General features: G+C 64.9%; 22 protein-coding genes and 3 tRNA genes. 7 read left to right on the forward strand and 18 right to left on the reverse strand.

The features are described from left to right. Positions 1 to 108: 108 nt before the first annotated feature. Positions 109 to 1,173, reverse strand: a complete 1,065-nt coding sequence (locus QCE64_RS08795; protein WP_309917344.1) for a glycosyltransferase family 4 protein — start codon at positions 1,171 to 1,173, stop codon at positions 109 to 111. A 908-nt stretch (positions 1,174 to 2,081) separates the two neighbouring features. On the opposite strand from QCE64_RS08795, the gene QCE64_RS08800 reads away from it, so the two are divergent. After that, on the forward strand, positions 2,082 to 3,905 hold the full coding sequence (locus QCE64_RS08800; RefSeq protein WP_309917345.1) for an ABC transporter ATP-binding protein: 1,824 nt from the start codon (positions 2,082 to 2,084) through the stop codon (positions 3,903 to 3,905). Positions 3,906 to 3,931: 26 nt separating this feature from the next. Here the strand turns inward: QCE64_RS08800 and otsA are convergent, their stop codons facing one another. Beyond that, complete coding sequence (gene otsA / locus QCE64_RS08805) at positions 3,932 to 5,335, reverse strand: alpha,alpha-trehalose-phosphate synthase (UDP-forming) (protein WP_310003470.1); 1,404 nt, start codon at positions 5,333 to 5,335, stop codon at positions 3,932 to 3,934. Next, entirely contained in the window at positions 5,332 to 6,084 is a 753-nt protein-coding gene (gene otsB / locus QCE64_RS08810; RefSeq protein ID WP_309809095.1) for a trehalose-phosphatase, read from the reverse strand. Before otsB ends, otsA begins: the two co-directional genes overlap by 4 nt. A 264-nt stretch (positions 6,085 to 6,348) precedes the next feature. Between otsB and QCE64_RS08815 the strand changes: the two genes are divergently transcribed. Then, positions 6,349 to 6,966 (forward strand): SCO family protein, encoded by a 618-nt coding sequence (locus tag QCE64_RS08815; RefSeq protein ID WP_309930462.1) that lies wholly within the window; start codon positions 6,349 to 6,351, stop codon positions 6,964 to 6,966. A 2-nt stretch (positions 6,967 to 6,968) separates the two neighbouring features. Beyond that, positions 6,969 to 7,856: a cytochrome c oxidase assembly protein gene (locus QCE64_RS08820; RefSeq protein WP_309917351.1), complete on the forward strand. Its 888-nt coding sequence runs from the start codon at positions 6,969 to 6,971 to the stop codon at positions 7,854 to 7,856. Here the strand turns inward: QCE64_RS08820 and QCE64_RS08825 are convergent. The 6 genes from QCE64_RS08825 to uvrC form a co-directional block, all read right to left on the reverse strand. Next, entirely contained in the window at positions 7,851 to 8,351 is a 501-nt protein-coding gene (locus tag QCE64_RS08825) for a GNAT family N-acetyltransferase (RefSeq protein ID WP_309917353.1), read from the reverse strand. The genes QCE64_RS08820 and QCE64_RS08825 overlap by 6 nt on opposite strands. A gap of 143 nt (positions 8,352 to 8,494) precedes the next feature. Continuing rightward, positions 8,495 to 8,568, reverse strand: a tRNA-Cys gene (locus QCE64_RS08830). A gap of 75 nt (positions 8,569 to 8,643) precedes the next feature. Next, a tRNA-Gly gene (locus tag QCE64_RS08835) sits at positions 8,644 to 8,719 on the reverse strand. Positions 8,720 to 8,814: 95 nt separating this feature from the next. Next, positions 8,815 to 8,890: transfer RNA gene (locus tag QCE64_RS08840), tRNA-Gly, on the reverse strand. Positions 8,891 to 9,074: 184 nt separating this feature from the next. Then, the gene (gene pgsA / locus QCE64_RS08845; RefSeq protein WP_309917355.1) at positions 9,075 to 9,671 is read right to left on the reverse strand and encodes a CDP-diacylglycerol--glycerol-3-phosphate 3-phosphatidyltransferase; all 597 of its coding nucleotides are present in this window, start codon (positions 9,669 to 9,671) and stop codon (positions 9,075 to 9,077) included. Positions 9,672 to 9,801: 130 nt separating this feature from the next. Beyond that, on the reverse strand, positions 9,802 to 11,937 hold the full coding sequence (gene uvrC / locus QCE64_RS08850) for an excinuclease ABC subunit UvrC (RefSeq protein ID WP_309917359.1): 2,136 nt from the start codon (positions 11,935 to 11,937) through the stop codon (positions 9,802 to 9,804). Between the two features lie 133 nt (positions 11,938 to 12,070). On the opposite strand from uvrC, the gene earP reads away from it, so the two are divergent. From earP to QCE64_RS08870, 4 genes are all read left to right on the forward strand, one after another. Beyond that, positions 12,071 to 13,243, forward strand: coding sequence for an elongation factor P maturation arginine rhamnosyltransferase EarP (gene earP / locus QCE64_RS08855; RefSeq protein WP_310003472.1), 1,173 nt, complete (start codon positions 12,071 to 12,073; stop codon positions 13,241 to 13,243). A 308-nt stretch (positions 13,244 to 13,551) separates the two neighbouring features. After that, positions 13,552 to 14,109 carry an elongation factor P gene (gene efp, locus QCE64_RS08860; RefSeq protein ID WP_309917365.1) on the forward strand — a complete coding sequence of 186 codons (558 nt, stop codon included), beginning with the start codon at positions 13,552 to 13,554 and terminating at the stop codon, positions 14,107 to 14,109. Between the two features lie 260 nt (positions 14,110 to 14,369). Continuing rightward, positions 14,370 to 14,711, forward strand: a complete 342-nt coding sequence (locus QCE64_RS08865) for a BON domain-containing protein (protein WP_309917368.1) — start codon at positions 14,370 to 14,372, stop codon at positions 14,709 to 14,711. Between the two features lie 182 nt (positions 14,712 to 14,893). After that, complete coding sequence (locus tag QCE64_RS08870; RefSeq protein ID WP_309809117.1) at positions 14,894 to 16,300, forward strand: sigma-54 dependent transcriptional regulator; 1,407 nt, start codon at positions 14,894 to 14,896, stop codon at positions 16,298 to 16,300. Between the two features lie 81 nt (positions 16,301 to 16,381). Here the strand turns inward: QCE64_RS08870 and nagZ are convergent, their stop codons facing one another. The 9 genes from nagZ to QCE64_RS08915 all read right to left on the reverse strand — a co-directional run bounded on the left by nagZ (position 16,382) and on the right by QCE64_RS08915 (position 24,947). Continuing rightward, positions 16,382 to 17,410 (reverse strand): beta-N-acetylhexosaminidase, encoded by a 1,029-nt coding sequence (gene nagZ, locus QCE64_RS08875; RefSeq protein ID WP_310003474.1) that lies wholly within the window; start codon positions 17,408 to 17,410, stop codon positions 16,382 to 16,384. A 37-nt stretch (positions 17,411 to 17,447) separates the two neighbouring features. After that, a complete protein-coding gene (gene acpS / locus QCE64_RS08880) occupies positions 17,448 to 17,852 on the reverse strand; it encodes a holo-ACP synthase (RefSeq protein ID WP_309917373.1) in 405 nt (134 codons plus the stop codon). 13 nt (positions 17,853 to 17,865) lie between these two features. Beyond that, complete coding sequence (gene pdxJ / locus QCE64_RS08885) at positions 17,866 to 18,639, reverse strand: pyridoxine 5'-phosphate synthase (RefSeq protein ID WP_310003476.1); 774 nt, start codon at positions 18,637 to 18,639, stop codon at positions 17,866 to 17,868. Beyond that, positions 18,636 to 19,535 carry a DNA repair protein RecO gene (gene recO, locus QCE64_RS08890; protein WP_309917378.1) on the reverse strand — a complete coding sequence of 300 codons (900 nt, stop codon included), beginning with the start codon at positions 19,533 to 19,535 and terminating at the stop codon, positions 18,636 to 18,638. Before recO ends, pdxJ begins: the two co-directional genes overlap by 4 nt. 30 nt (positions 19,536 to 19,565) lie before the next feature. Further along, positions 19,566 to 20,429 (reverse strand): GTPase Era, encoded by an 864-nt coding sequence (gene era / locus QCE64_RS08895; protein WP_309811619.1) that lies wholly within the window; start codon positions 20,427 to 20,429, stop codon positions 19,566 to 19,568. A 114-nt stretch (positions 20,430 to 20,543) separates the two neighbouring features. Continuing rightward, on the reverse strand, positions 20,544 to 21,632 hold the full coding sequence (gene rnc / locus QCE64_RS08900; RefSeq protein WP_310003478.1) for a ribonuclease III: 1,089 nt from the start codon (positions 21,630 to 21,632) through the stop codon (positions 20,544 to 20,546). Positions 21,633 to 21,800: 168 nt separating this feature from the next. After that, the gene (gene lepB / locus QCE64_RS08905; RefSeq protein WP_309917384.1) at positions 21,801 to 22,697 is read right to left on the reverse strand and encodes a signal peptidase I; all 897 of its coding nucleotides are present in this window, start codon (positions 22,695 to 22,697) and stop codon (positions 21,801 to 21,803) included. Positions 22,698 to 22,763: 66 nt separating this feature from the next. After that, positions 22,764 to 24,554, reverse strand: a complete 1,791-nt coding sequence (gene lepA / locus QCE64_RS08910; protein ID WP_309917389.1) for a translation elongation factor 4 — start codon at positions 24,552 to 24,554, stop codon at positions 22,764 to 22,766. 147 nt (positions 24,555 to 24,701) lie between these two features. Next, a complete protein-coding gene (locus tag QCE64_RS08915; RefSeq protein ID WP_310003480.1) occupies positions 24,702 to 24,947 on the reverse strand; it encodes a glutaredoxin family protein in 246 nt (81 codons plus the stop codon). Positions 24,948 to 24,954: the final 7 nt, after the last annotated feature.

The raw sequence follows: 24,954 nt of genomic DNA on the forward strand, positions 1-24,954 counted from the left end.
TGCGCTCCCGACTGTGTCTGATTACGACAACGCCCCGCGTGCCTTGAGGCGCGCGGGGCGTTTTTTGCAACTTACGCCGCACCCGGGTGAAACCCGGGCGGCGCCCGTTTAGCTGGCGTTGACTTCGCGCAGCACGGTGCGGCGTTTCTGACGCAGCATCTCTTCGTACACGCTGACGTAGTTCGCCGCCATCACCTTCGACGAGAAGCGCGCTTCGAACGCGGCGCGGACTTTCTCGCGCGGCAGCGTATCGAGACGCTTGACGGCGGCGATCGCGCTCAGTTCGTCTTCCACGACGAAGCCCGACACGCCGTTCTCGATCACTTCCGGCACCGAACCGCGGTTGAACGCGATCACCGGTGTGCCGCAGGCCATGGCTTCGATCATCACCAGGCCGAAGGGCTCCGGCCAGTCGATCGGGAACACCAGCGCATGCGCGTTGCCGAGGAACTCACGCTTTTCGGATTCGCCGATTTCGCCGATGTACTCGACGTGCGGGAGCGCCATCAGCGGCTTGATCGTTTCTTCGTAATAGGCGCGGTCAGCCTTGTCGATCTTGGCAGCGACCTTGAGCTTCATGCCTGCCTGCCCGGCGATGCGGATCGCGCGGTCGAGGCCCTTCTCCGGCGAAACGCGGCCGAGGAACGCGAGGTAGCCCGGCTCCACATTGGGGATCGGCGTGAGCACGTTTTCCGGCAGGCCGTGATACACGGTCGACAGCCAGTTGGCCTGTTGCAGCGGCTGGCGCTGGTTGTCCGAAATCGAGATGACCGGCACGTCCTTGAACGTGTTGAAGATTGGCTGCAGTTCGGGCAGGTCGAGACGGCCGTGCATGGTCGTCAGGAACGGCACCGGCTGGCGCGCGAACAGCGAGAACGGGTAGTAGTCGATGTGGAAATGCAGCACGTCGAATTCTTCGGCGCGGCGGCACACTTCCTCGAGCAGCAGCATGTGCGGGGCCATCACGTCGCGGATGGTCGGGTCGAGGCGCAATGCCTGCGGCCAGAATGCTTCGAGCTTCGCGGACGTCTGCGAATCACCGCTCGCGAAGAGCGTGACATCGTGTCCGGCTTCCACGAGTGCCTCAGTCAGATAAGACACCACGCGCTCCGTGCCACCGTACAGCTTCGGCGGAACAGCTTCGTGGAGGGGCGCGATTTGAGCGATTCGCATGTCGTGAAACTCCTAATGAAAGGTCAGGCTAAAAACTACAGTCGTTTTGACGTCGGGAGCGAATCGCTCGGCTCGGGCGAAGCTTTCCGCGGCGCGTGGGCCGCGGCGCAAAGGCTGATGCTCGAGTGAAGAAGCGGGGTCGCTGTTCACTGGTTCCTGCGCGGTCGATCGGACAAAGCAAGTGCAGTTCCAGATCTCAAAGATGCCGCGCGCCTGCAATTAACGCGCTTGCAACTGGACGGTTGACGGCACTTGCAAAAAGCTGTCTACGGCCTAGGGAGAAACCCGGAGCGAATTATGGAGCTTTTTACACGCGCGTAGCGGCAGTCATTTCAACTTATTTACGTTGTTACAAGAGGGATACATTTTGCAAACCCCTGTTTATTAAGGTTGTTCTACATTGGAGGACGGGTTTTACAGGGTCTCCGGGAAAGGCGGTACGGCATGGCTGCTCCGGAGGCCGCGTCAGCCGGAGATTCAGTGCGAAGCCCGGCGCTGGCGCGCCACGTGCTTTTATCGCTGCTGGCCTCGCCGCTCGTTGCCGTCATGCGAGTGATTGGGCGCAAAAAGTTGCCCAAAGTACTTACAATGCCCGCCGACGCCCAATGCCGGACAGACGGTGAACCGGACAAAGGTCGGCAAACACTCGGCGCTGTCATTACCGATGGATCGCCACCCGAATTACCGCTGCAGCGATGTTCGGCGGCCCACATGGGCCGGATATCGGCGACCCGAAGACGCCTTGCCCGTCCGCGATACTGGCTACAATCCAGTGATGGAGACGGCGCAGCGTCGCTTGATTGACGTCGGTCGCCCCGTGGCGGGCCAGATTTCGAAAGCCGCGGAAGTTTCAGCGGACGTGCCCGAAGGCGCAACACGCTCAACCGCTCTACGACCAAAAAAGACCATTGGACCAACTCACCGTCTCCCAGCGTAACGCGTACAACGCGAAGCTTTCGAGCTACGCGCATCATCCGCTCGCGTTCCTGCTGCGCTACATCCGCCGGCATCCCGTCGCCCATGCGATCGTGCTCTTCAGCGTGTTCGCCGCGGTGGGCTGTGCCCTCGCCTCGCAATACGCGATCAAGCATCTGATCGACGTGCTCGGCCAGGGGCGCGGACACCCCGGCCCGCTGTGGGGCGCGTTCATGATCCTGGTGGGCCTGATCGCCGCCGACAACCTGCTGTGGCGGGTCGGCGGCTGGGTCGGCGCCCATGTGTTCGTGATCGTCACCGGCGATCTGCGCAAGGATCTCTTCTCCTATCTCTCCGGCCACTCGCCCACCTACTTCTCTGAGAAGCAGCCCGGCATGCTCGCCAGCCGGATCACCGCGACCTCGAACGCCATCTACACCGCCGAAAACGTCATGGCGTGGAACGTCCTGCCGCCGTGCATCGCGGTGCTGGGCGCCATCGTGATGATCGTCGCGGTGAATCCGTGGATGGCCGCTGGCCTGATGACCGCATCGCTGGTTCTGGCGCTGATCCTCTACCGCCTCGCCAAGCGCGGCTCGGCGCGGCATCACAACTTTGCGTCGAAGGCGGCGTCGGTGGATGGCGAACTCGTCGACGTGATCGGCAACATGTCGCTGGTGCGCGCGTTCGGCATGACGTTTCGCGAGCAAAAACGCTTCGGCTCGACCGTGAAAGCCGAGATGGTTGCGCGCCAGCAGAGCCTGCTGTACCTCGAAAAGCTGCGCCTGTTCCATGCGGTCGTCACGGCGATCCTCTCCGCCGGCCTGCTCGGCTGGGCCTTGTGGCTGTGGTCGAAAGGCCAGGCGACGTCGGGCGATATCGTGCTGGTCAGCTCGCTCGGTTTCACGATCCTGCATGGCACGCGCGATCTCGCCGTGGCGCTGGTGGATGTCACGCAGCACGTCGCGCGTCTCGCCGAAGCCGTGCAGACGCTGCTCGAGCCGCACGGCATGCCGGATCGCTCGGATGCAACGGAACTCGTGCCGCAAGGCGGGCGCGTCGACTTCGAAAACGTCACGTTCGCGTATCCGCGCCGCCGGCCGATTCTCGACAACTTCCAGCTGCATATCGAGCCGGGCCAGCGCGTCGGGCTGATCGGCAAGTCGGGGGCGGGCAAATCCACCGTGCTTGCGCTGCTGCAACGGTTCTACGAGACCCAGAAAGGCAGCATCAGGATCGATGGCCAGGACATCGGCTCGATCACGCAGGACAGCCTGCGCCATTCGATCGCGCTCGTGCCGCAGGATATCTCGCTGTTCCACCGCACCGTGTTCGAGAACATCGCCTACGGCCGTCCCGAGGCGAGCCGCGAGGAAGTGCTCGCCGCCGCCCGCGAGGCGCGCTGCACGGACTTCATCGAGGCGATGCCTGAAGGTTTCGATACGATCGTCGGCGACCGCGGCGTCAAGCTGTCCGGCGGGCAACGCCAGCGCATCGCGATTGCGCGCGCCATCCTGAAGAACGCGCCGATCCTGCTGCTCGACGAGGCAACTTCTGCGCTCGACAGCGCGTCGGAAGAGGCGATCCAGCAGGCGCTCGACCGCCTGATGGTCGGCCGCACGGTGATCGCGATCGCGCACCGTCTCTCGACCTTGCAAAACTTCGACCGCATCATCGTGATGAGCGCGGGCAAGGTCATCGACGACGGTTCGCCGCAAGAGCTGCGCGACCGTCCGGGGCTGTATCGCGAACTGCTCGCCAAGCAGCACGGCAAGCTGCCGTCGATCGTCTCGACGCCGCACAAGCAACCCGCCTGAGCGGGCTTGTCCCGCCTCAGCGGGCTTCAGCCCGCGTTGAGATCGTGCAGGAAGTTGTCGCGCCAGACCGAGACGTTGTTGTCGCGCAGCTGCTGCATCATCTCGTCGTAACGCGCGCGGCGCTCGGCCAGCGGCATCTTGAGCGCCGTGGCGAGCGCATCGGCCATGCCGTCGATGTCGAGCGGATTCACGATCAGCGCCGCCGTCAGTTCACGCGCCGCGCCCGCGAATTGCGACAGCACCAGCACGCCGGGATCGTCCGGATCCTGCGCCGACACATACTCCTTCGCCACCAGATTCATGCCGTCGCGCAAGGGCGTGACGAGGCCGACGTGCGCCTCGCGGAACAACGCGGCGAGCACCGGCCGCTCGTATTGCCGATGGATGTAGCGGATCGGCGTCCAGTCGAGCTCGGCGTAGCGCCCGTTGATGCGGCCCGACTCCGCTTCCAGCTGCAGGCGGATGTCGCGATAGGCATCGACGTCCGAGCGCGTCGGCGGCGCGATCTGCAGGAACGACACGTTGTTGCGCTGATGCGGATCGTGTTCGACCAGGCGTTCGAACGCGCGAAACCGCTCGACGAGACCCTTCGAATAGTCCAGCCGGTCGACGCTCATCACGAGCTTGCGATGATGCAGCGTCGCCTTGACGATCTCGACGTCGCGCCCGCTTTCGCCGTCCTTCGCCAGCGCGGCGATTTCATCGGGATAGACGCCGATCGGATACGCCGCCGCGCGCAGGCTCTGCCCGAACGCGCGAATCCCGGCGGGCTGCGCCGCGTTGCGCGTGACCGCGCCGCCCGCCTCCGTCACGATGTATTCGCAGAACGCCTGCAGATCGGGCTCGGTCTGGAAGCCGAGCAGATCGAACGCGCACAGCGCTTCCATCAGCTCGCCATGCCGCGGCACGGCAAGCAGGATCTGCGGCGCGGGAAACGGAATGTGCAGGAAAAAGCCGATGCGGTTCGTCACGCCATGCGCCCGCAATGCCTGGGCGAACGGAATCAGGTGGTAGTCGTGGACCCAGATGATGTCGTCGGGCTTGAGCAGCGGCGCGAGCTGCGCGGCAAGCCAGCGGTTCACGCGGCAATAGCCGTCGAATTCGTTGCGGTCGAACTCGATCAGGTCGGGCCGATAGTGGAACGCCGGCCACAACGTCGCGTTGGAAAAGCCGCGGTAGTACTGGTCGTAGTCGCGCCGCGACAGACCGATGGTCGCGAACGTCACCGGTCCGTGTTCCTCGAGCTTGATGCCAAGCTGATTGTGGGACTGGGCGTCCGTGGGTGAAGACAGCACGTCGCCGCTCCAGCCGAACCACATGCCGCCGGTTTCCTTGAGCGCGTCGTACACGCCGACCGCCAGGCCGCCCGCTGCCGGGCCGCCTTCGGAAATCGGCGCCACCCGGTTCGACACGATGATGAGCCGGCTCACGCGTGCTTCCCCGCCGTGCCCGAGATGACCTGCAGCCAGTCGAGCAGCAGTTCGACCGACTCGATGCGCGCCCGCGCAACGGTATCGCCGGGACCGACCTTGACCGAGAGACCGTCGAACTCGTTGACCACCGCGAAGCCTTTCTCGTCGGTGAGATCGTCGCCGATGAACACGGGCCGGCGTCCGGTGAACGGCGGCTCTGCCAGGAAGGCGCGCACGGCGCGGCCCTTGTCGACATCCTTCGGCTTGATCTCGTAGACCATCTTGCCCGGTTGCAGCACGTAGGCGTCGGCGTATTGCTGCACGAGGCGCTCGGTGGCGGCGCGCGCGGCGGGTTCGCGTTCGGCCGCATTGCGATAGTGCAGCGCCAGCGCCGCGCCCTTTATCTCGAGCAGCATGCCGGGGTTCGCGCTCACGACCTTCTCCAGCTCGTGTTCCATGCGCAGCAGGCGTTCGTCGTTGAAGCCGATGCGCTGCAGGTCGCCGTTGGCGTCGCGCCGCTCCGCGCCGTGCATGCCCGCGACGGGCAGGTCAGGCATGTGCAGGAAGGAGTCGATATTGTCGATGCCGCGCCCCGACACGACCGCCACCGCACCGTTGGTCGCGCGCCTGAGCGCCGCGAGGATGTCGGGCACCGAACGCGGCACGAAAATGCCGTCCGGTGTGGAGGCGAGTTCGACCAGCGTGCCGTCGAAATCGAAGAAGAAGGCAGTCTCGGCGAGCGAGAGGGAATCAGGGAGAATTTGCATCGATTTTGGGCCTGGTGTTTGGCTGGCGACACCCTCGACAGACGCCGCCAGACATGCGCGAAGTGTGGGCATCTTACCGCCTGAGGGCTTTCGGGCAAGCAAGCCGCTATCTTACAAATACCGGCGCAGGGTCTTTCAGCGCGCTTGAAACGTGCGGCAAATCGTCTCGAAAAAGCCGGGGCGACGTGATGTTTTGCCGGCCATCAAGCAAAAGGCGTGTATTTTGCGACGTTGTCCTCGAATCATCCTGCAAGACGAATCCCGATGCACGCTTCGTTCCCAGCCTTTCTTGTCCGGCGGTTCATCGCCGGCGTTTTGACCGTGTGCGCGCTCGCCGCCTGCTCGAAGCCCGCCGAACCCTGGCATCTGACCGATGTCTCGGGCCATCTGCCCGACCTGGACTTCTCGCTCGTCGATGACGGCGGCCAGCCCGTTACCGGCGCGTCCTTCACGGGCCGGACCACGCTGGTCTACTTCGGCTACACGCATTGTCCGGATGTCTGCCCGGAAACCATGGCGCGGCTGATGCAGGTGCTGGAGCGCGTCGGCCCGGACGCGGACAAGGCGCGCATCGTATTCATTTCCGTCGATCCCGCCCGCGACACGCCCGCGCTGCTGCGTTCCTATGTGCGCGCCTTCGACGACAAGCACGCCGTCGGCCTCACCGGCACCGACCGCGCCATCGAGCGGGTCGCGCAGCGTTATCGCGTGGCGTATCAGATGGAAAAGCGCGCACCGGACGGCGCGTACGAGGTCACGCACAGCTCCGCCGTCTACATCTTCGACGCCGCAGGCCACGCGCGCCTGCTCGCCACCGAGCAGGATTCCGCGGACGCCATCGCGACCGATCTGAAACGCGTGATCGACGCGAAGGCTTCCTGACCATGCACACCCTGCTCTACTGGCTCGACCCTTGGGAGCCGTCGCCGACGGTCGTGATCGCGGTGCTCGCCGCCGGCATCCTGTTCGCGCGCGGCGCGCGGCATGCGCGCGTGACGCTGGCGCGGCGCATCGCGTTCTGGTTCGGCCTGGGCGCGCTCTACGTGGCGCTGCACACGCGGCTCGATTACTTCTTCGAGCATGAGTTTTTCATGCATCGGCTGCAGCATCTGGTGCTGCATCACCTCGGGCCGTTCTTCATTGCGCTGTCGTATCCCGGCGCGGCGCTGCGCGCGGGCATTCCGTTCAATTGGCGCAGGCGCTGGCTGCGCCCGGCGGCTCAAAGCAGCGTGGCGCGCGGATTCTTCGCCGTCGTGTTCAATCCGGTGGTGGCGGTCGTGCTGTTCGTCGGGCTGATCTACTTCTGGCTGCTCTCGCCGATTCACTTCAAGGCGATGCTGGATGCCCGGCTCTATCGCGTGATGAACTGGAGCATGGTCATCGACGGCCTGCTGTTCTGGTGGCTTGTGCTCGATCCGCGTCCGGCGCCGCCCGCGCGTCTCGCGCCCGGCAGGCGGATCCTGATCGTGATCGCCGCGATTCCGCCGCAGATCATCCTGGGCGCGTATATCTTCTTCACGCCGCACGAGCTCTATCCGATCTATTCGATCTGCGGTCGCGCATTCACGTGGATCACGCCGATGCGCGACCAGCAGATCGGCGGCCTTCTGCTATGGATTCCGGGTTCGATGATGAGCGTGATCGGCGCGCTGATCGCGCTGCGTCACTGGATGCGGCTCTCGGCGCGCACGCGCCTGCGCAAGGAACGCGGACGCGGCGTCGATGCCGCGCCCGGCGGCGCGAAGGTCAAGACAGACGCGGTCGCGTCATGAGCCGAAGCCGGGACGGCGCATCCAGACGTGCGGGATGCCGTCCTCGTCGTGAATCCCCGACGACGCCACGAAACCGAACGCGCCATAGAAACGCTGGAGATGGGCCTGAGCGTGCAGGCTGATCGGCTCGTCGGGCCATTGCGCGAGGATGTGCTGGAGCGCGCGTTCGAGCATCGCGTTGCCGAGCTTGAGACCACGAAACTTGGCCGTGGTCAGCACGCGGCCGATGCGCACGTCTTTCTCGCTGTCGTCCGGCGTTCCCGGCAGCAACACGCGCAGATAACCCGCGAGCGCGGGACGCTGGCCGTTCTCGCCGGCGCCATAGGCCAGCAGGTGCCGTGCATCGATATCGAGACCGTCGATGTCGCCATACACGCAGTTCTGCTCGACGACGAACACCGCGCTGCGCGCCGCGAGCATGTCGTAGACCTCGGCGGTCGAGAGGTCGTCGAAGGCCTTCCAGCGCCATTCGAGTGAAGAGAGTCGGTCGGTCATGGGATTCCGGATGCGAGGAGTATCGCGATTATGCAGCGCGATGTGCGGCCGCGAATAAACCGTGACGCGGTCATGCGCGCAAGCTGATTGGCGAAAACCTGCAAGCAAAAAGAAAAAGCCCTGACGGATCAGGGCTTTTCGAGTGGAGGCGCGGACCGGAGTCGAACCGGTCTAAACGGCTTTGCAGGCCGCTGCATAACCGCTTTGCTACCGCGCCGTATGCGGTTCCGGCTGCCGGTCATACGCCGGCTTCTTCACCAAACAAAAAGGGAAGCTTGGCTTCCCCTTTGATTGGAGCGGGAGACGAGTCTCGAACTCGCGACCTCAACCTTGGCAAGGTTGCGCTCTACCAACTGAGCTACTCCCGCAATGTCCTGCAATGCTGCTGGTGTTACTTGTACGGCTGCTTCCGGCGTCACGCGCGCTTTGCTTCAGCGCTGACCACATCGGAAACCTTCTGATCTGGAGCGGGAGACGAGTCTCGAACTCGCGACCTCAACCTTGGCAAGGTTGCGCTCTACCAACTGAGCTACTCCCGCATTTTTACTGCTGCGCCTGCTGCACATTTTTACCGCACTTCGCTGGTTTGCGTCGTGCCGTGCATCAGAGAAACGAGATTATGTAGAAGCTAAAGAAGCCTGTCAACAGTTTTGTGAGAGGAATTTTCCGTTTCGACGCAATTTTCCGCATACACGCATCTGAGCCTCTTCCGCGACGGACGCCTCACAGCATGCCGCCCCGTTCGCGAATCTGCGGCCACGCGAGCTTCATGTAATAGAGCATCGACCAGACCGTGAGCACGGCGGCGACGTCGATGAGCCACAGCCCCCACACACGCGTGTCGATCATCCATTGCGTGCCGGTAATCCTGAGCGGACCGTAGAACAGCAGCATCGGGATGGCGACCATCTGGCACACGGTCTTGAACTTGCCGAGCTGATTCACCGCGACGCTCTTCGATGCGCCGATCTGCGCCATCCATTCGCGCAGCGCCGAGATGGTGATCTCACGTCCGACGATCACGAGCGCGATCACCGCGTTCAACCGCGACAGCTGCACCAGGACGAGCAAGGCGGCGGTCACCATCAGCTTGTCGGCGACAGGATCGAGGAACGCGCCGAATGCCGACGTCTGGTTGAGCTTGCGTGCAAGAAAGCCGTCGAACCAGTCGGTGAGCGCGGCGAGCACGAAGATCAGCATGCCGAGCAGGTTGCGGTGCTCCGGGCTCATCATCATGTCCGGCAGATAGAACACGCCCACGACGAGCGGAATCAGCACGATCCGCAGCCATGTCAGAAAGATCGGTAGATTGAACGGCATGGGCGCAGGCGAGTGAAGGACATGTAAGGGAGCCGCCATTGTGCCGCGTGGATCCCGCGCTCACAAGGCAGCGACCCGGGCCGGCGCGCCCCGCGACGGGTTTGCTGTCGCGAGGCGCGCCGGTGCCGGCTCAATGCAACTGACGATAGATCTGCTGTGCCAGCGCAAGCGAGATGCCTTCGACACTGGCCAGGTCCTCGACGCTCGCCGCCTGCACGCCGCGCAATCCGCCGAAGCGCGACAGGAGCCGCTGACGCCGTTTCGCACCGACGCCTTCGAGCTCTTCCAGCCGCGAAGTCTGACGGGCTTTCGCGCGCTTGGCCCGCATGCCGGTGATCGCGAAGCGGTGAGCTTCGTCGCGGATCTGCGCGACCAGCATCAGCGCTGCGCTTTCCTTGCCCAGTTCGAGCGCGGGGCGGCCGTCGGCGAAGATGAGCGTCTCCAGTCCGACCTTGCGCCCTTCTCCCTTCGCGACGCCGACCAGCATGCCGTGATCGAGACCGAGTTCCGAGAACACCTGTCTGGCGATTTCCACCTGGCCCTTGCCGCCGTCGATCAGCACGATGGTCGGCAGCGTGCCGCCCGCCGCGACCGGCTCGGCGCCATCGGGCGTGACGGTGGGATCGGCGGCATCGCCGGGCTGCAGGATGGCGGCTTCGTCGGTGGCGTTGGCGGCCGCCTGCGCGACCATCTTCTCGTAGCGGCGCGTGAGCACCTGGCGCATCGCGGCGTAGTCGTCGCCGGGCGTGATGCCGGTGATGTTGTAGCGGCGATACTCGCCCGACTGCATCTTGTGATGATGGAACACGACACACGACGCCTGCGTGGCTTCGCCCATCGTATGGCTGATGTCGAAGCACTCCACCCGCAGTTGCGCGAGGTCGTCCATCTCCATGCCGAGCGTGTCGGCGAGCGCGCGGGTGCGCGCCTGCTGCGAACCCTGCTCCGACAGCAGCCGCGCGAGCGCGAGCCGCGCGTTCTGCTCGGCCATCGAGAGCCATACGCGCTTCTGCCCTTGCGGCTGGCGCAGCAACGTGACCTTGTGGCCGGCCTGCTCGATCAGCAGGTCGACGAGATCGCGGCTCGACGGCGCGTGACTCACGACGAGCACCGGCGGGACACGGTTGCCGATGTAGTGCTGCGCCATGAACGCTTCCAGCACTTCGGCTTCGAGCGCGTTTTCGCGGGGTTGCGAGTCGGCTTCGGCTTCGGCTTCGGCTTCGTTCTCCACGGCGGCGGCATCCGCTTCGAGCTCCGTCACGGCCGCTTCAACCGGCGCAGCGGCAGGTTCAGCGGCCGCCTCCACCGGCGCGTCTTCGAGCAGTTCGGGCAACTCCGACAATTCGTCCTCGTCGCCCAGCGACAACGCGCTTTCAACATGCGTCGGAAAATAGGCCTTGTCGCCGAGATGCCGGCCACCGCGCACCATCGCCAGATTCACGCAGACCTTGCCGCCCAGCGCGACCACCGCGAGGATATCGACATCGCTCTCGCCGCCCACTTCGATCGCCTGCTGATGCAGCACCGTCGACAGCGAGCTCATCTGGTTGCGCACCGCGGCGGCCTGCTCGAACTTGAGATCGGCGGCGAAGGCGTGCATCTTCTGCTCGAGTTCCTTCATCACCTCGCCCTGCCGTCCGAGCAGGAAGCGCGACGCATTGGCGACATCGCGCGCGTAATCCTCCTCGCTGATGAGTCCGGTGCACGGCGCGGTGCAGCGCCCGATCTGATGCAGCAGGCAGGGCCGCGTGCGGTTGCTGAACACCGAGTCCTCGCAGGTCCGCAACTGAAACACGCGCTGCAGGATCTGGATGCTCTCGCGCACCGCCCACGCGCTCGGAAACGGTCCGAAATACTGGTTCTTCTTGTCGACCGCGCCGCGGTAGTACGCCATGCGCGGAAACGTGTGGCCGGTGAGCTTGAGGAACGGATACGACTTGTCGTCGCGGAACAGGATGTTGTAGCGCGGCGCGAGCGCCTTGATCAGGTTGTTCTCGAGCAGCAGCGCTTCGGCTTCGGAACGCGTGACGGTGGTTTCGATCTTGCGGATGCGCGTCACCATCATCGCGATGCGCGGCGAATGCAGCGTCTTCGTGAAATAGCTCGACACGCGCTTCTTCAGATTGCGCGCCTTGCCGACGTACAGCACGTTGCCGCCGCCGTCGTAGTAGCGGTACACGCCCGGCAAATGGGGCAGTTGCGCAAGGGTCTTCTTCGGGTCGAACTCCGCGTCGGAAGCGGATTCGTGTGCGGCGGAGTCAGTCATGCAGCGAAAGTCGCGAGTGTCCCGCGCGAGGAGCGGCGCGAAGCCTGGATGGGGAGGCGCGCGCGGGCGCCAGGGCCGCGGTCGTTGTCTTAGAATCGCCAGTTTAGAACATTACGCCGCGCGCCAACGCCCCATGTCCGAGCAGCCGCCCACGCCGTCCGCCACCCCGGAACTCGCCTGCGACATCTTTTGCGCGGTCATCGACAATTTCGGCGACATCGGCGTCTGCTGGCGGCTCGCTCGGCAGCTGCAAGCGGAATACGGCTGGCGCGTGCGGCTCTTCGTCGACGATCTGAAAGTCTTCCATGCCCTCTGTCCGGCCGTCGACGCCACGCTTGCGCGACAGGAAGCCTTGGGCGTCGTGATCGAGCACTGGCACGATCCCGCGCATGCCGGCGACAGGCTCGACATCGCGGACGTCGTGATCGAGGCGTTCGCGTGCGAACTGCCGCCCGCCTATGTCGCCGCGATGGCGCGGCGCGCGCGCAAGCCGGTCTGGGTGAATCTGGAGTACCTCAGCGGCGAAGACTGGGTCGCGGACTTTCACACGCGGCCTTCGCCGCATCCGCGTTATCCGCTCGAAAAGACGTTCTTCTTTCCCGGCCTGGGCGCAGGCACGGGCGGCGTACTGAAGGAACGCGATCTCGACGCGCGACGCCTGGCCTTCGATGCGCCCGCCTGGTGGCGCGAACACGTGCAAGGTGAGCCGCCGGGCGCCGACAGCACCGTCATCTCCCTGTTCGCTTACGAGAACCCTGCCGTCGACAGCCTGCTCGCGCAGTGGCGCGACGGCGCCGAGCCGGTCGTGCTGCTCGTGCCAGAAGGACGCATCTCCGGCGCGCTGGCGCGCTTCTTCGGTGTGCCGCGGTTCGCGGCGGGCACGACGGCACGCGCGGGCGCATTGCGGGCGCACGCGCTGGGATTCGTCGAGCAGCCGCGTTTCGACGCCTTGCTATGGGCCGCCGACATCAACTTCGTGCGCGGTGAGGATTCGTTCGTGCGGGCGCAATGGGCGTGCAAGCCGTTTGTCTGGCACATCTATCCGCAAGCCGACGACGCCCATCTCCCCAAACTCGATGCCGCTCTGGCCCATTACACGCAGGCGCTCGATGCCTCGGCGCGGGCTTCGACGGAACGCTTCTGGCACGCGTGGAACGGCGCGGGAACGCCGGACTGGGCCGATTTCTCGCGTCATCGCCGGGCGCAGGAGGCCCGCGCTGCGAGCTGGGCCGGTGAGCTGGCGGCTATCGGCGACCTGGCAGCGAATCTCGTCACGCATGTGCTTGCGCGCCTGCCTCGCGGGTGAGAACTCCGACGCCGCCCGCGCCCTGCCTTGCGCTGCGTCCTTCGTGCGCGTCATCCGACTGGCCCAACGGGCAAAAACTCAGTTAAAATAAGCGGTTATCCGAGGAAGCAAGCGCGAGTAGGCAACGGACAGGCGGTTGCAGGTTCTGGCCAGCGCACCGGTATCGCGCGGCAGTCAAAGCAACGGGATACGTCGCCCGGCAAGCAGCCTTCCTCGTTGACAAGCATTCACGCGTGGCGGCAGAGCGCCGCTGCCGGATCGAATCATCCAGGCATTCAGCCCTATCCATTCGTACAGGACCCAGTTTTATGAAGACCGCACAAGAACTCCGCGTCGGCAACGTCGTCATGATCGGCAGCGATGCCATGGTGGTGCAGCGCGCCGAGTACAACAAGTCGGGCCGCAACGCCGCGGTCGTCAAGATGAAGTTCAAAAACCTGCTGACGAACTCCGGCATGGAAACGGTCTACAAGGCGGACGACAAGTTCGACGTCGTCGTGCTGGATCGCAAGGAAGTGACCTATTCCTACTTCGCTGACCCGATGTACGTCTTCATGGACGCTGACTACAACCAGTACGAAGTCGAAGCCGAAATGATGGGCGACGCGCTCAACTACCTCGAAGACGGCATGGCCTGCGAAGTGGTGTTCTATAACGAGAAGGCCATCTCGGTCGAACTGCCCACCACGCTCGTGCGCGAAATCATCTACACGGAACCGGCCGTGAAGGGCGACACTTCGTCGGGCAAGGTGCTGAAGACCGCCAAGCTGAACACCGGTTTCGAACTGCAAGTGCCGCTGTTCTGCAACATCGGCGACAAGATCGAAATCGACACGCGCACGAACGAGTACCGCAGCCGCGCTTAAGCGTCGCACGGCACCCAGGAGCCTCGCACGCAGCAACCTCCGCGACGGCTCCCTGAACAAGCGCCCTTCCACGGGCGCTTTTTCTTTTGCATGAATTTTTTGACAAATTCAGGCAAACTTTACCGCTCGGGCCCTCATTCGATGAGAGCGCCTCCGACGAGCCAATCCCCGCAAAGGCTACCCGTCCGGCCACGATCGGAAAAATCAACCGCGTGGCACGGTTTCTGCTAAAAAGCTGCGATAACGATTTCAGAGCCGACATGCCAAGACCGCGTCCCATCACGAACCGGTTGTTGATTGTGGCGGCACTCGCGCTGCCGCCCTTCGCGTTGCCGGGATGCAAGTCGACGCCGCCGGCCGCAGCGCCCGCTTCCAGCCAGCCGGCGCCCGATGACGCGACCTTGGCTGCCCGCGTGAAGCAGGCATTGGCCGCCGATCCGCAGCTGAGATCGTTGCCGGTGAGCGTCGCGACCTATCGCGGCGTGGTGCAGGTTGCGGGATATGTGGAATCGGATGCGCAGATCGAGCGCGCCCTGGCCGTGGCCCGTGGCGTGCCGGGCGTGCGCTCCGTCAGCAATGAGCTGCATCTCAGGCCGCGTTGAGGCGGTCACCGGGGAACAGATGACACACGAGTAACGCAGGACGAGAACCGCAGCGGGTCGGGCGCCGGAGTCAGACAACGGCAGCGCCGCCCGCCCACGAAACACCGGAGTCCCGTGCAGCGCCGTTGCGGCCGGCACGCAGCGATGGTGCATTACAGTCCACTTTGAGACATTGGTCAGCCATGCCACACGCCCTGATTGTCGAAGACGATCCCAATAGCCTCTCAGGTTTGTCCGCGATCCTGTCGGCGGATGGTTTTTCCGTCGACACGGCGACGACCCTTGCCGAGGCACGCTCCGCGCTGACGCGCTTCATCCCTGATGTCGTGCTGATCGACCTGAATCTTCCGGACGGCAGCGGCCTCGATCTGCTGCCGAGCCTGCCCTCGCAACCGCCCGACGGCGCGTTGCCGGTGATCGTCATGACCGGCAACGCGACCGTGGAAAGCGCGATCGAGGGTCTGCGGCACGGCATCTGGGACTATCTGCTGAAGCCGGTCAACATTCCGCGCCTGCGCAGCCTGCTCGCGCGCATCCCGCGTCCGTACGAACTCACCGAGGAAGTGCAGGCGCTGCGCTCCACGCTGCGCGAACTCGGCCACTTTGGCGACATGACCGGACGCAGTGCGGCGATGCAGCACGTCTACGATCTCATCGAACACACCGCGCCGACCGAGGCGGCCGTGTTGATCTGCGGCGAGCCGGGCACGGGCAAGAAGATCGCGGCGCGCACGATTCATCAGCTGAGCCGTCGCCGCAAAGGACCGTTCGTCACCTTCGACTGCTCCGCGTACCGTCATTCCGGCACGGCCGGCGAGGCGCCGCAGCGCACGATGGAAAGCATCCTCTTCGGCCATGAGCGCAATGCCTACGCGGGCGCGGAGCATCGCGAACCGGGCCTGCTCGAACAGGCGGGCGGCGGCACGCTGTTCCTCGACCAGATCGATTCCCTGCCGGCGCCGCAGCAGGAGGCGCTGTTGCGCGCGCTCGATTCGCAGACCTTCATGCGGGTGGGCGGCAGCAACCGGATCATGACGGACTTCCGCCTGATCGCCGCGTCGCGCACGCCGATGCGCGAGGCCGTCGCGAGCGGTGCGATGCGTGAAGACCTGTTCCAGCGGCTGTCGGCCTCGTCGATCCTGTTGCCGCCGCTGAGCGAACGCGACGACGACATCGCGCTCATCGCCGAAGCGCTCGTCGACGAGCTCAACCGCGAGAATCACATTGCCGGGATCACGAGCGGATCGCCGAAGCGCGTCAGTCCCGCGTTCATCCGCGAGTGCTTCGCGACCGAATGGCCAGGCAACGTTCGCGAGATGCGCGAGCGCGTGCGGCGCGCCTATCACGCGTCGGGTGAAACCATCGAGACCTTGCGCGTCGATGAACCGGGCGGACTCGGCGGACGCGGCCTGAACGGCAGCAGCGTGCAGGTGACGGTGGGCACGGCGCTGGCCGACGTCGAGGACATGCTGATCCGTGCGACGCTCGAGGCGGTCGGCGGCACGCGCCATCGCGCGGCGACGCTGCTGGGCATCAGCCCGAAGACGCTCTATAACAAGCTGCAGCGGATGAAGCTCGAGCCGTCGTGATGCTTTGACTGCTTTAACGAAGCTCGAAAAAAACGCCACGATCGTGGCGTTTTTTTTTCATCTGAATCGTCCGGGAAGGAATCAGCCGAGTGTGTCCTCGATGAGCGCGCGTGCCGCCCGATACTCCACCTGGCCCTGCAGTTTGTCCCAGCGCAGCGCCTTGCCGCGCGGCCGCATCTGCCTGAGCCGTTGGGCCGACGCCTTCGACGGCACATGGCGCAACTGCTTCAGCACCCGTCCCGCCTCTTCCGGCTGATTGCAGATCAGCACCATGTCGCAGCCCGCCGCGAGCGCGGCGCTCGCCGCTTCGGTGAGCGTGCCGCCGGCGCGGGCCGCTTCCATCGAGAGATCGTCGCTGAAGATCGCGCCATTGAAGCCGAGCCTGGCGCGCAGGATGTCCTGCAGCCAGATGCGCGAAAAGCCGGCGGGCTTGTCGTCGACCTGGGCGTAGATGACATGCGCCGGGATCACCGACGCCAGCGACATGCCGAGCCAGTCATACGGACGCACGTCGGCGGCGAGGATGTCTTCGAGCGCGCGGTCGTCGGTGGGCAGGGCCACGTGCGAATCGGCGGATGCGAAACCGTGACCCGGGAAGTGCTTGCCGCAGTTCGCCATGCCCGCGAGCGCCAGGCCGTGATTCAGGCTCTTCGCGAGCATCGTCACGACGCGCGGATCGCCATGCAGCGCGCGATCGCCAATCACCTTCGACTGCCCGTAGTTCAGATCCAGCACCGGCGTGAAGCTCATGTCGATGCCGCACGCGCGCAACTCAGACGCCAGCACGTAGCCGAACGCGGTCGCGGTCTTCGTCGCGGCGAGCACGTCACGATCCCACAGCTCGCCGAGCCGGCCAGGCGCGGGCAGCACCGTGAAGCCATCGGTGCGGAAGCGCTGCACGCGCCCGCCTTCGTGATCGACGGCGATCAGGATGTCCTCGCGCACGTCGCGGATCGCATCGGTCAGTGCGACCAGCTGCGCGCGATTCTCGAAGTGCCGCGCGAACAGGATGATCCCGCCGGTCATCGGATGCGTGAGGCGGTCGATATCGGCGTCGGACAGCGTCGTGCCGGCGACGTCGAGCATGACGGGGCCGGGAATGCGTTTCATCGATTTCAATGGGAGCCCTGAATGGATGGAATGGAGGTCAGACGCGCTCGGGCGTCTCGGCGATCACGAACGACACCGCGTAGTCGCGCTCGTCGCTGACCGTGACCTGCGCGGTGATGCCGCGCTGCGCGAGCCATTCGGCCAGTTCGCCGGACGCGACGCACACGGGCTTGCCGCTCGGCTCGTTGAGCGTTTGCAGCGCGCGCCAGGTCATCGGCCAGCGCATGCCGAGGCCGATCGCCTTCGAGAACGCTTCCTTGGCCGAGAAACGCGTGGCGAGGAACGCGAGGCCGCGCACTTCCGAGCGCGCGCGCCGGGCGTGATAGATGCGCAGTTCGTCCGGGCCGAGCACCTTCTCGGCGAAACGTCCCCTGGTGCGCTCCATCACCGCCGCGATGCGGCTGACCTGCGCGATGTCGGTGCCGATTCCGTAGATCGCCATGTGAACCCGCGCTTCAGCGTGCGTGGCCGGCGGCAAGACGCGAGGCGACCATGATCGCCTTCATCTCGCGCACTGCGTTGTCCCAGCCGGCGAAGATCGCATGCGCGACGATCGCGTGACCGATGTTCAGTTCGACGATCCCCGGCAGCGCGGCGATCGCCTGCACGTTGGTGTAGTGCAGCCCGTGTCCGGCATTGACCTTGAGGCCCAGCGCATTGCCGAAGTCGACGCTCCGTGCCACGCGCTCGAATTCGTCCTGCTGCGCGGCTTCGTGGTGCGCCTCGGCATAGCGGCCAGTGTGCAGTTCGATGACGGGCGCGCCTGCTTCCTGCGCCGCGCGAACCTGCGTCTCGTCCGGGTCGATGAACAGCGACACGCGCGCGCCCGCATCGGCCAGTTGCCGGCACGCGGCCTTCACCTCTTCGAAGCGGCCGGCGACGTCGAGGCCGCCTTCGGTCGTGACTTCCTGACGCTTCTCCGGCACGAGACAGACATCGTGCGGCTTGATCTCGCAGGCGATGTCGAGCATCTCGCGCGTCACCGCGCACTCCAGGTTCATGCGCGTTTTGAGCAGCGGACGCAGCGTGCGCACGTCGGCGTCGACGATATGGCGGCGGTCCTCGCGCAGGTGCAGCGTGATGGCGTCGGCGCCCGCTTCCTCGGCGGCCAGCGCCGCGCGGATCGGATCGGGATAGGACGTGCCGCGCGCGTTGCGCAGCGTGGCGACGTGATCGATGTTCACGCCCAGATCGATCACGTTCGCAGGCGACGAGAGAAAGAAGCTCATAGTTTTTGCAGGTCGATCAGTATCTGACGGGTGGCGAGCGGCGTGCCGCCCAGGTAATGATTCAGCAGGAAGCGCATCAGCGTCTTGCTCTGGGCCGCGGTCTGCGGGCTGGCGAAGTCGTCGCGCTCCATGTCGAGCAGCGTCTGGCCCGAGATTACCGGCCATGGCGGCGGAAGATCATCGGATGCTTCGCGCACGCCGCGGTCCGGATCGAACACGTAGCGGCCGTCGGGCGTCACCGGCTGGCGCGTCACGGTGCGCATCAGGTTCATCGCATAGCCGGTTTCGCGCAGCAGCACGCGTTCGAACGAGCGCAGCACCTGCACGGCGGGTTCGTCGTGGGCCAGGCGCGAGAGCGTCAGCACATAGTGATTGAAGAGCGCGGGATGCGCGTCCTCGCGGGCACAGAACTTCACCAGCAGTTCGTTGACGTAAAAGCCGCACAGCAGCGCGTCGCCCGCGAGCGGCAGCATGCCGCCGACCCACTCTGCCGTCGTCAGCGTGCGCACTTCGCCCTTGCCGGTCCACGACAGCCCGAGCGGCTGGAAGGTCTGCAACACGCCGCGCAGCGCGGAATGCGGACGCTTCGCGCCCTTCGCGACGAGCGCGACGCGGCCGTGATCGCGCGAAAACACGTCGATGATCAGGCTCGTCTCGCGATACGGATAGCTGTGCAGCACGAAGCCCGGCTGCTCGGCAATGCGGAAGTCGGAACGCGGCGCGGCGCGCGGACGTTTCTCCGTGCCTTCGTTCGCCGACGCGCTTGCGCCGGACGCGGCCCCGCGCGTGCGCTTCTTCGCGACGCGCGCGACCGGACGCTCGGTCGCGTCGAAATCGTCGTCAGGACGATCGTCGGCGGACGGCGTCATCCACGCGTCATTGGTGCCGTCGTCCATGAGTGGTGGCTCATCCGGTTCGGTCGCGGTTTATTCGTAGCCGTAGGCGCGCAGGCCGGCTTCGTTGTCGGCCCAGCCGCTCTTCACCTTGACGAAGGTTTCCAGATACACCGGGCCGTCGAACAGCTTCTCCATGTCGAGGCGCGCTTCGGTGCTGATCTGCTTAAGCTTTGCGCCCTTCTGGCCGATGATCATCGCCTTGTGGCCGTCGCGGTCCACCATGATGGTCGCGAACACGCGGCGCAGCCGGCCTTCGGTCTCGAACTTGTCGATCAGCACGGTGCTCGTGTACGGCAGTTCGTCGCCGGTCCAGCGGAACACTTTTTCACGCAGGATCTCCGCCGCGAGGAAGCGCTCGCTGCGGTCGGTGAGATCGTCTTCGCCGTAGATCGGCTCGCCTTCGGGCAGATACGGCTTGAGCACGGTGAGCAGACGCTTGATGTCCTCAGGCTGCTTCGCCGCGAGCGGCACGATCTCGCGGAAATCGCGCAACGCCGACATCTGCTGCATGAACGGGAACAGCGAATCCTTGTCGCCGACCCGGTCGAGCTTGTTGGCGATCAGCAGCGTGGGCGTGCCGGGCGGAATCAGATTGAGCACTTGCTGGTCGTCCGGTCCGAAACGGCCGGCTTCGATCACGAACAGGATGGCATCGACGGAAGTGAGCGTCGAGGTCACCGCGCGATTCAGCGAGCGGTTGAGCGCGCCGCTGTGGCGCGTCTGGAAGCCGGGGGTATCGACGAAGATGTACTGCGCGTCGCCGATGGTGTTGATGCCGGTGATGCGATGGCGCGTGGTCTGCGCCTTGCGCGAGGTGATGCTCACCTTCTGGCCGACGAGCCCGTTCATCAGCGTCGATTTGCCGACGTTCGGCCGGCCGACGATGGCGATCATGCCGCAGCGGAAACCGGGGGATACGGAAGTGTTCATAGTCGTGTGCAGCAAGGTTTCGTTGGAGCGCGGCGGAGCAAGCCGGGCCCGGGCGCGCGGCGGCGCGTGTCAGTGGCGTCAGTGGCCGGCGTCGGCGGCGCGCGCGACGCGGCCCGCGGGCGCGTCGGCGGCGGTGCCTGCGTCCGCGGCCGGTTCGGCATGCACGGCCTGCTCCGCCGTGGCCGTCTCGCTTTTCACGACTTTCTCGGGCTTGTGGATCACCGCGCGCTCGGGCTTGTCGGCGGCGGCATAGGCGCCCGCCGACGGCTCCACGTGCGTCGCCCGGATGACCGCGAGCGGCGGCGTGACTGCGTTGACAGCGGGACGTTCGTCGGCGGCATGCGGCACGCCGTGGCTGCCGTGCTGACGCTCGCGCCGGTCGGGCGAACGCAGGTCGAGCGCGGCCTGGATGCCGGTGACGCCGGGCACCACTTCCTGTTCAGCCAGCTTGGCCGAACGCGCGCCTTTGCGCTTCGGCTTGACGCCGAGCGTGGGCGCGGCGGCAGCGACTTCGTCGAGCGCCTTCTTGGCCGCCGCCTGCTCGGCCGCGCGACGGCTGGCGCCGGAGCCGGACACCTTGACGTCGAGCTTCGGCACCGAACATTCCACCTCGAACTGCTGGTTGTGCGCGGCGCCGTGCGTTGCGACGACGGTATAAGTCGGCAGCGCGATCTTGTGACCTTGCAGGTATTCCTGGAGCAACGTCTTGGCGTCCTTGCCGATGGTGCGCGGATCGATGTGATCCAGCACCGGCGTGTACAGACGCTTGATGACGGTCGCGGCGGCGTCGAAGCCGCCGTCGAGGAAGATGGCGCCGAAAATGGCTTCGAGCGTGTCGGCCAGAATGGACGGGCGACGGAAGCCACCGCTGCGCAGTTCGCCTTCACCGAGCCGCAGCCCTTCCGAGACGTTCAGCGCTTGCGCGATTTCGTAGAGGGATTGTTGCTTGACCAGATTCGCGCGGACGCGGGAAAGGTCGCCTTCGTCGAGTTTGCCGAATCGTTGAAACAAAAGCGCAGCCACCACGCAATTTAGAACGGAATCGCCGAGAAATTCGAGCCGTTCATTGTTCGTGGCACTGTGACTGCGGTGGGTCATCGCCTGGCGCAGCAATTCCGCATTGCGAAATTCGTACCGCAGCCGGCTTTCCAGCGGAGAAGAGGGCATGGAGAGAGTATAACGCGGGCGCGACGGGCGACGATTCCGCCACCCGTCGCCGGAAAACGCGCGCGGAGACGGTGTTAGCCGCGCTTCTTCACGCCGTTTCGAAGCTTTAGTTTTAATGTTTTCGCAACGCGCCGGCTGCCATTGAATGACGAGCCGGCGCAACGCGCGTCACTCGAACGAGCCGATGCGTTTCAGATTGCCGAAGTTCATCCAGATGAAGAACGCACGCCCCACGATGTTCTTGTCCGGCACGAAACCCCAGTAACGGCTGTCCGCGCTGTTGTCGCGGTTATCGCCCATCATGAAGTAGTTGCCCGGCGGCACCTTGCAGGTCACGCCCTGCGCGTTGTAGTTGCAGTTGTCGCGGAACGGAAAATCTTCGGCGCCCATGATGTACGGAGGCACCTGCGGATTGTTCAGGATCGCGTTCTTGCGTCCATTGCCGAGGTCTTCCATGAACTGCTTCGAGTATCCGATGCTCTCGCTGTCGAAATAATCGGGCATCGGCGTTTCGGGCACCGGCTTGCCGTTGATGGTGAGCTTCTTGTCCTCGTAGGCGACCGTGTCGCCCGGCAGGCCGATCACGCGCTTGATGTAGTCGACCGATTCGTCTTTCGGATAGCGGAACACGACCACGTCGCCCCGTTGCAGCGGACTGCCCTGCGTGATCTTGGTGTTGCTGATCGGCAGGCGCAGACCGTACTCGTACTTGTTGACGAGGATGAAGTCGCCGACGAGCAGCGTCGGGATCATGGAGCCGGACGGAATCTTGAACGGCTCGATGATGAACGAGCGCACCACGAAGACCGCCAGGATCACCGGGAAAAAGCTCGCCGTGTATTCGAGCCACCACGGCTGGCGCAGCTTGTCGTCGCGCAGGCGGGCGCGCGTCTGGTCAGCGTTCTCGTCGGCGAAACGCTCGCCCACGCGCTCCTGCTGGCGGTCGAATTCGGTGACCGCGGCCTCGGCGGCGCGGCGCCGTTGCGGCAGGAAGACCAGCTTGTCGAGCACCCACGCAATACCCGTCAGCACGACGAGAATCAAAAGAATCAATGCAAAATTCATCAATCGCTTCCGGTTGTTATCGTTGTTTGCCCGACGGACGCGCCGCCGGGCGGAACGGCGCGGACGTCATTCGTCCACGCGCAGGATGGCCAGGAAGGCTTCCTGCGGAATCTCGACCGAGCCGACCTGCTTCATGCGCTTCTTGCCGGCCTTCTGTTTCTCGAGCAGCTTCTTCTTGCGCGAGATGTCGCCGCCGTAGCACTTCGCCAGCACGTTCTTGCGCAGCGCCTTGATGTTCTCGCGCGCGATGATGTTCGAGCCGATGGTCGCCTGAATCGCCACGTCGTACATCTGGCGCGGAATCAGCTCGCGCATCTTCGACGCCACTTCGCGTCCGCGATACTGGCTCTGCGAACGGTGCACGATGACGGACAGCGCATCGACCTTGTCGCCGTTGATGAGCATATCCACCTTGACCACGTCGGCCGCGCGATATTCCTTGAACTCGTAATCCATCGACGCATAACCGCGCGACGTGGACTTCAGGCGGTCGAAGAAGTCGAGCACGATTTCCGCCATCGGGATCTCGTACGTGAGCTGCACCTGGCGGCCGTGATACTGCATGTTGATCTGCGAGCCGCGCTTGGCCGTACACAGCGTGATGACCGAGCCGACATATTCCTGCGGCATGTACAGGTTCACGGTGACGATCGGCTCGCGCACTTCGTCGATCTTCGGCGGCTCCGGCATCTTGGCCGGATTCTCGACCATGATGATGCTGCCGTCGTTCTGCAGGACCTCGTAGATCACCGTGGGCGCCGTGGTGATCAGGTCCATGTCGAACTCGCGCTCGAGCCGCTCCTGCACGATTTCCATGTGCAGCAGGCCGAGGAAGCCGCAGCGGAAACCGAAGCCGAGCGCCTGCGACACTTCCGGCTCGAACTGCAGCGAGGCGTCGTTGAGCTTCAGCTTTTCGAGCGACTCACGCAGCGCGTCGTACTGGTTCGCTTCGACCGGATAGAGGCCGGCGAACACCTGCGGCTTCACTTCCTTGAAGCCCGGCAGCGGTTCGGTTGCCGGACGGGTCGCGACGGTGACGGTATCGCCGACCTTCGCGGCCGTCAGTTCCTTGATGCCCGCGATCACGAAGCCCACCTGCCCCGCCGACAACTCCGGGAGGTTGGTCGACTTCGGCGCGAACACGCCGACGTGCTCGACCGGATACTGCGCACCGGTCGCCATCATCTTGATCTTGTCTTTCGGCTTGAGCACGCCGTTGACGATGCGCACCAGCATCACGACGCCGACGTAGTTGTCGAACCACGAGTCGATGATCAGCGCCTGCAACGGGGCTTCGGGATCGCCCTTGGGCGGCGGCACCTTTGCGATCAGCGATTCGAGCACGTCCGCCACGCCGAGGCCGGTCTTCGCGCTGCAATGCACGGCGTCGGTGGCATCGATGCCGATCACGTCCTCGATTTCGGTGATGGCGTTCTCGGGGTTCGCCGCCGGCAGGTCGATCTTGTTCAGCACCGGCACCACTTCCACGCCCAGTTCGATGGCCGTGTAGCAGTTGGCGACGGTCTGCGCCTCGACGCCCTGGCTCGCGTCCACCACCAGCAGCGCGCCTTCGCACGCGGACAGCGAACGGCTGACTTCGTAGGAGAAGTCGACGTGTCCGGGGGTATCGATGAGGTTCAGGTTGTAGACCTGGCCGTCGCGCGCCTTGTAGGTCAGCGCCGCGGTCTGTGCCTTGATGGTGATGCCGCGCTCGCGCTCCAGGTCCATCGAATCGAGCACCTGCGCTTCCATCTCGCGGTCGGACAAGCCGCCGCACAACTGGATGATGCGGTCGGCGAGCGTCGACTTGCCGTGGTCGATGTGCGCAATGATCGAGAAATTACGAATATGGTCCATTCAGTGCCGCAAGCCAGAAAAAGCGAAAAAGGCGCGCCCTCAGCAACCCGGAGCACGCCTTGAAAATTTCGGGGAAAACTTCGGCATTTTAGCCGAAAACGGGTTCGACCCGCCGGTTTTCGGCGCGCCGCGAGCGCAAGCGCCGCGTCATGCGCGACGGGCCGCCAGTGCGGCGTCCACTGCTTCGGCATCGAGCCGGTAGTGACACAGCTCGGCGCCGTCCAGCACCAGGACGGGCACGAGCTCGTCGTAGCGGGCTTCGAGCGCCAGATCCTGATCGATGTCGATCCATTCGATCGCCGCGCCGTGCCGGGCCGCAATCGGCTCCAGCGCGGCGCGCATCTCCTCGCACAGATGACACCAGGCGCGGCCGTAGAGCATGAGGGCCGGCATCGGCACG

Source organism: Caballeronia sp. LZ043 (genome assembly GCF_031451075.1).
In the GTDB taxonomy this organism is placed as follows: Bacteria; Pseudomonadota; Gammaproteobacteria; order Burkholderiales; family Burkholderiaceae; genus Caballeronia.

What these genes read in the sequence shown, in the direction of transcription:
- QCE64_RS08795 (WP_309917344.1), bottom strand. Translation starts at nt 1,173, where the DNA reads ATGCGAATCGCTCAAATCGCGCCCCTCCACGAAGCTGTTCCGCCGAAG.
- otsB (WP_309809095.1), bottom strand. Translation starts at nt 6,084, where the DNA reads ATGCAAATTCTCCCTGATTCCCTCTCGCTCGCCGAGACTGCCTTCTTC.
- QCE64_RS08815 (WP_309930462.1), top strand. Translation starts at nt 6,349, where the DNA reads ATGCACGCTTCGTTCCCAGCCTTTCTTGTCCGGCGGTTCATCGCCGGC.
- QCE64_RS08820 (WP_309917351.1), top strand. Translation starts at nt 6,969, where the DNA reads ATGCACACCCTGCTCTACTGGCTCGACCCTTGGGAGCCGTCGCCGACG.
- QCE64_RS08825 (WP_309917353.1), bottom strand. Translation starts at nt 8,351, where the DNA reads ATGACCGACCGACTCTCTTCACTCGAATGGCGCTGGAAGGCCTTCGAC.
- pgsA (WP_309917355.1), bottom strand. Translation starts at nt 9,671, where the DNA reads ATGCCGTTCAATCTACCGATCTTTCTGACATGGCTGCGGATCGTGCTG.
- uvrC (WP_309917359.1), bottom strand. Translation starts at nt 11,937, where the DNA reads ATGACTGACTCCGCCGCACACGAATCCGCTTCCGACGCGGAGTTCGAC.
- earP (WP_310003472.1), top strand. Translation starts at nt 12,071, where the DNA reads ATGTCCGAGCAGCCGCCCACGCCGTCCGCCACCCCGGAACTCGCCTGC.
- efp (WP_309917365.1), top strand. Translation starts at nt 13,552, where the DNA reads ATGAAGACCGCACAAGAACTCCGCGTCGGCAACGTCGTCATGATCGGC.
- QCE64_RS08865 (WP_309917368.1), top strand. Translation starts at nt 14,370, where the DNA reads ATGCCAAGACCGCGTCCCATCACGAACCGGTTGTTGATTGTGGCGGCA.
- QCE64_RS08870 (WP_309809117.1), top strand. Translation starts at nt 14,894, where the DNA reads ATGCCACACGCCCTGATTGTCGAAGACGATCCCAATAGCCTCTCAGGT.
- nagZ (WP_310003474.1), bottom strand. Translation starts at nt 17,410, where the DNA reads ATGAAACGCATTCCCGGCCCCGTCATGCTCGACGTCGCCGGCACGACG.
- acpS (WP_309917373.1), bottom strand. Translation starts at nt 17,852, where the DNA reads ATGGCGATCTACGGAATCGGCACCGACATCGCGCAGGTCAGCCGCATC.
- pdxJ (WP_310003476.1), bottom strand. Translation starts at nt 18,639, where the DNA reads ATGAGCTTCTTTCTCTCGTCGCCTGCGAACGTGATCGATCTGGGCGTG.
- recO (WP_309917378.1), bottom strand. Translation starts at nt 19,535, where the DNA reads ATGGACGACGGCACCAATGACGCGTGGATGACGCCGTCCGCCGACGAT.
- era (WP_309811619.1), bottom strand. Translation starts at nt 20,429, where the DNA reads ATGATCGCCATCGTCGGCCGGCCGAACGTCGGCAAATCGACGCTGATG.
- rnc (WP_310003478.1), bottom strand. Translation starts at nt 21,632, where the DNA reads ATGCCCTCTTCTCCGCTGGAAAGCCGGCTGCGGTACGAATTTCGCAAT.
- lepB (WP_309917384.1), bottom strand. Translation starts at nt 22,697, where the DNA reads ATGAATTTTGCATTGATTCTTTTGATTCTCGTCGTGCTGACGGGTATT.
- lepA (WP_309917389.1), bottom strand. Translation starts at nt 24,554, where the DNA reads ATGGACCATATTCGTAATTTCTCGATCATTGCGCACATCGACCACGGC.
- QCE64_RS08915 (WP_310003480.1), bottom strand. Translation starts at nt 24,947, where the DNA reads ATGCCGGCCCTCATGCTCTACGGCCGCGCCTGGTGTCATCTGTGCGAG.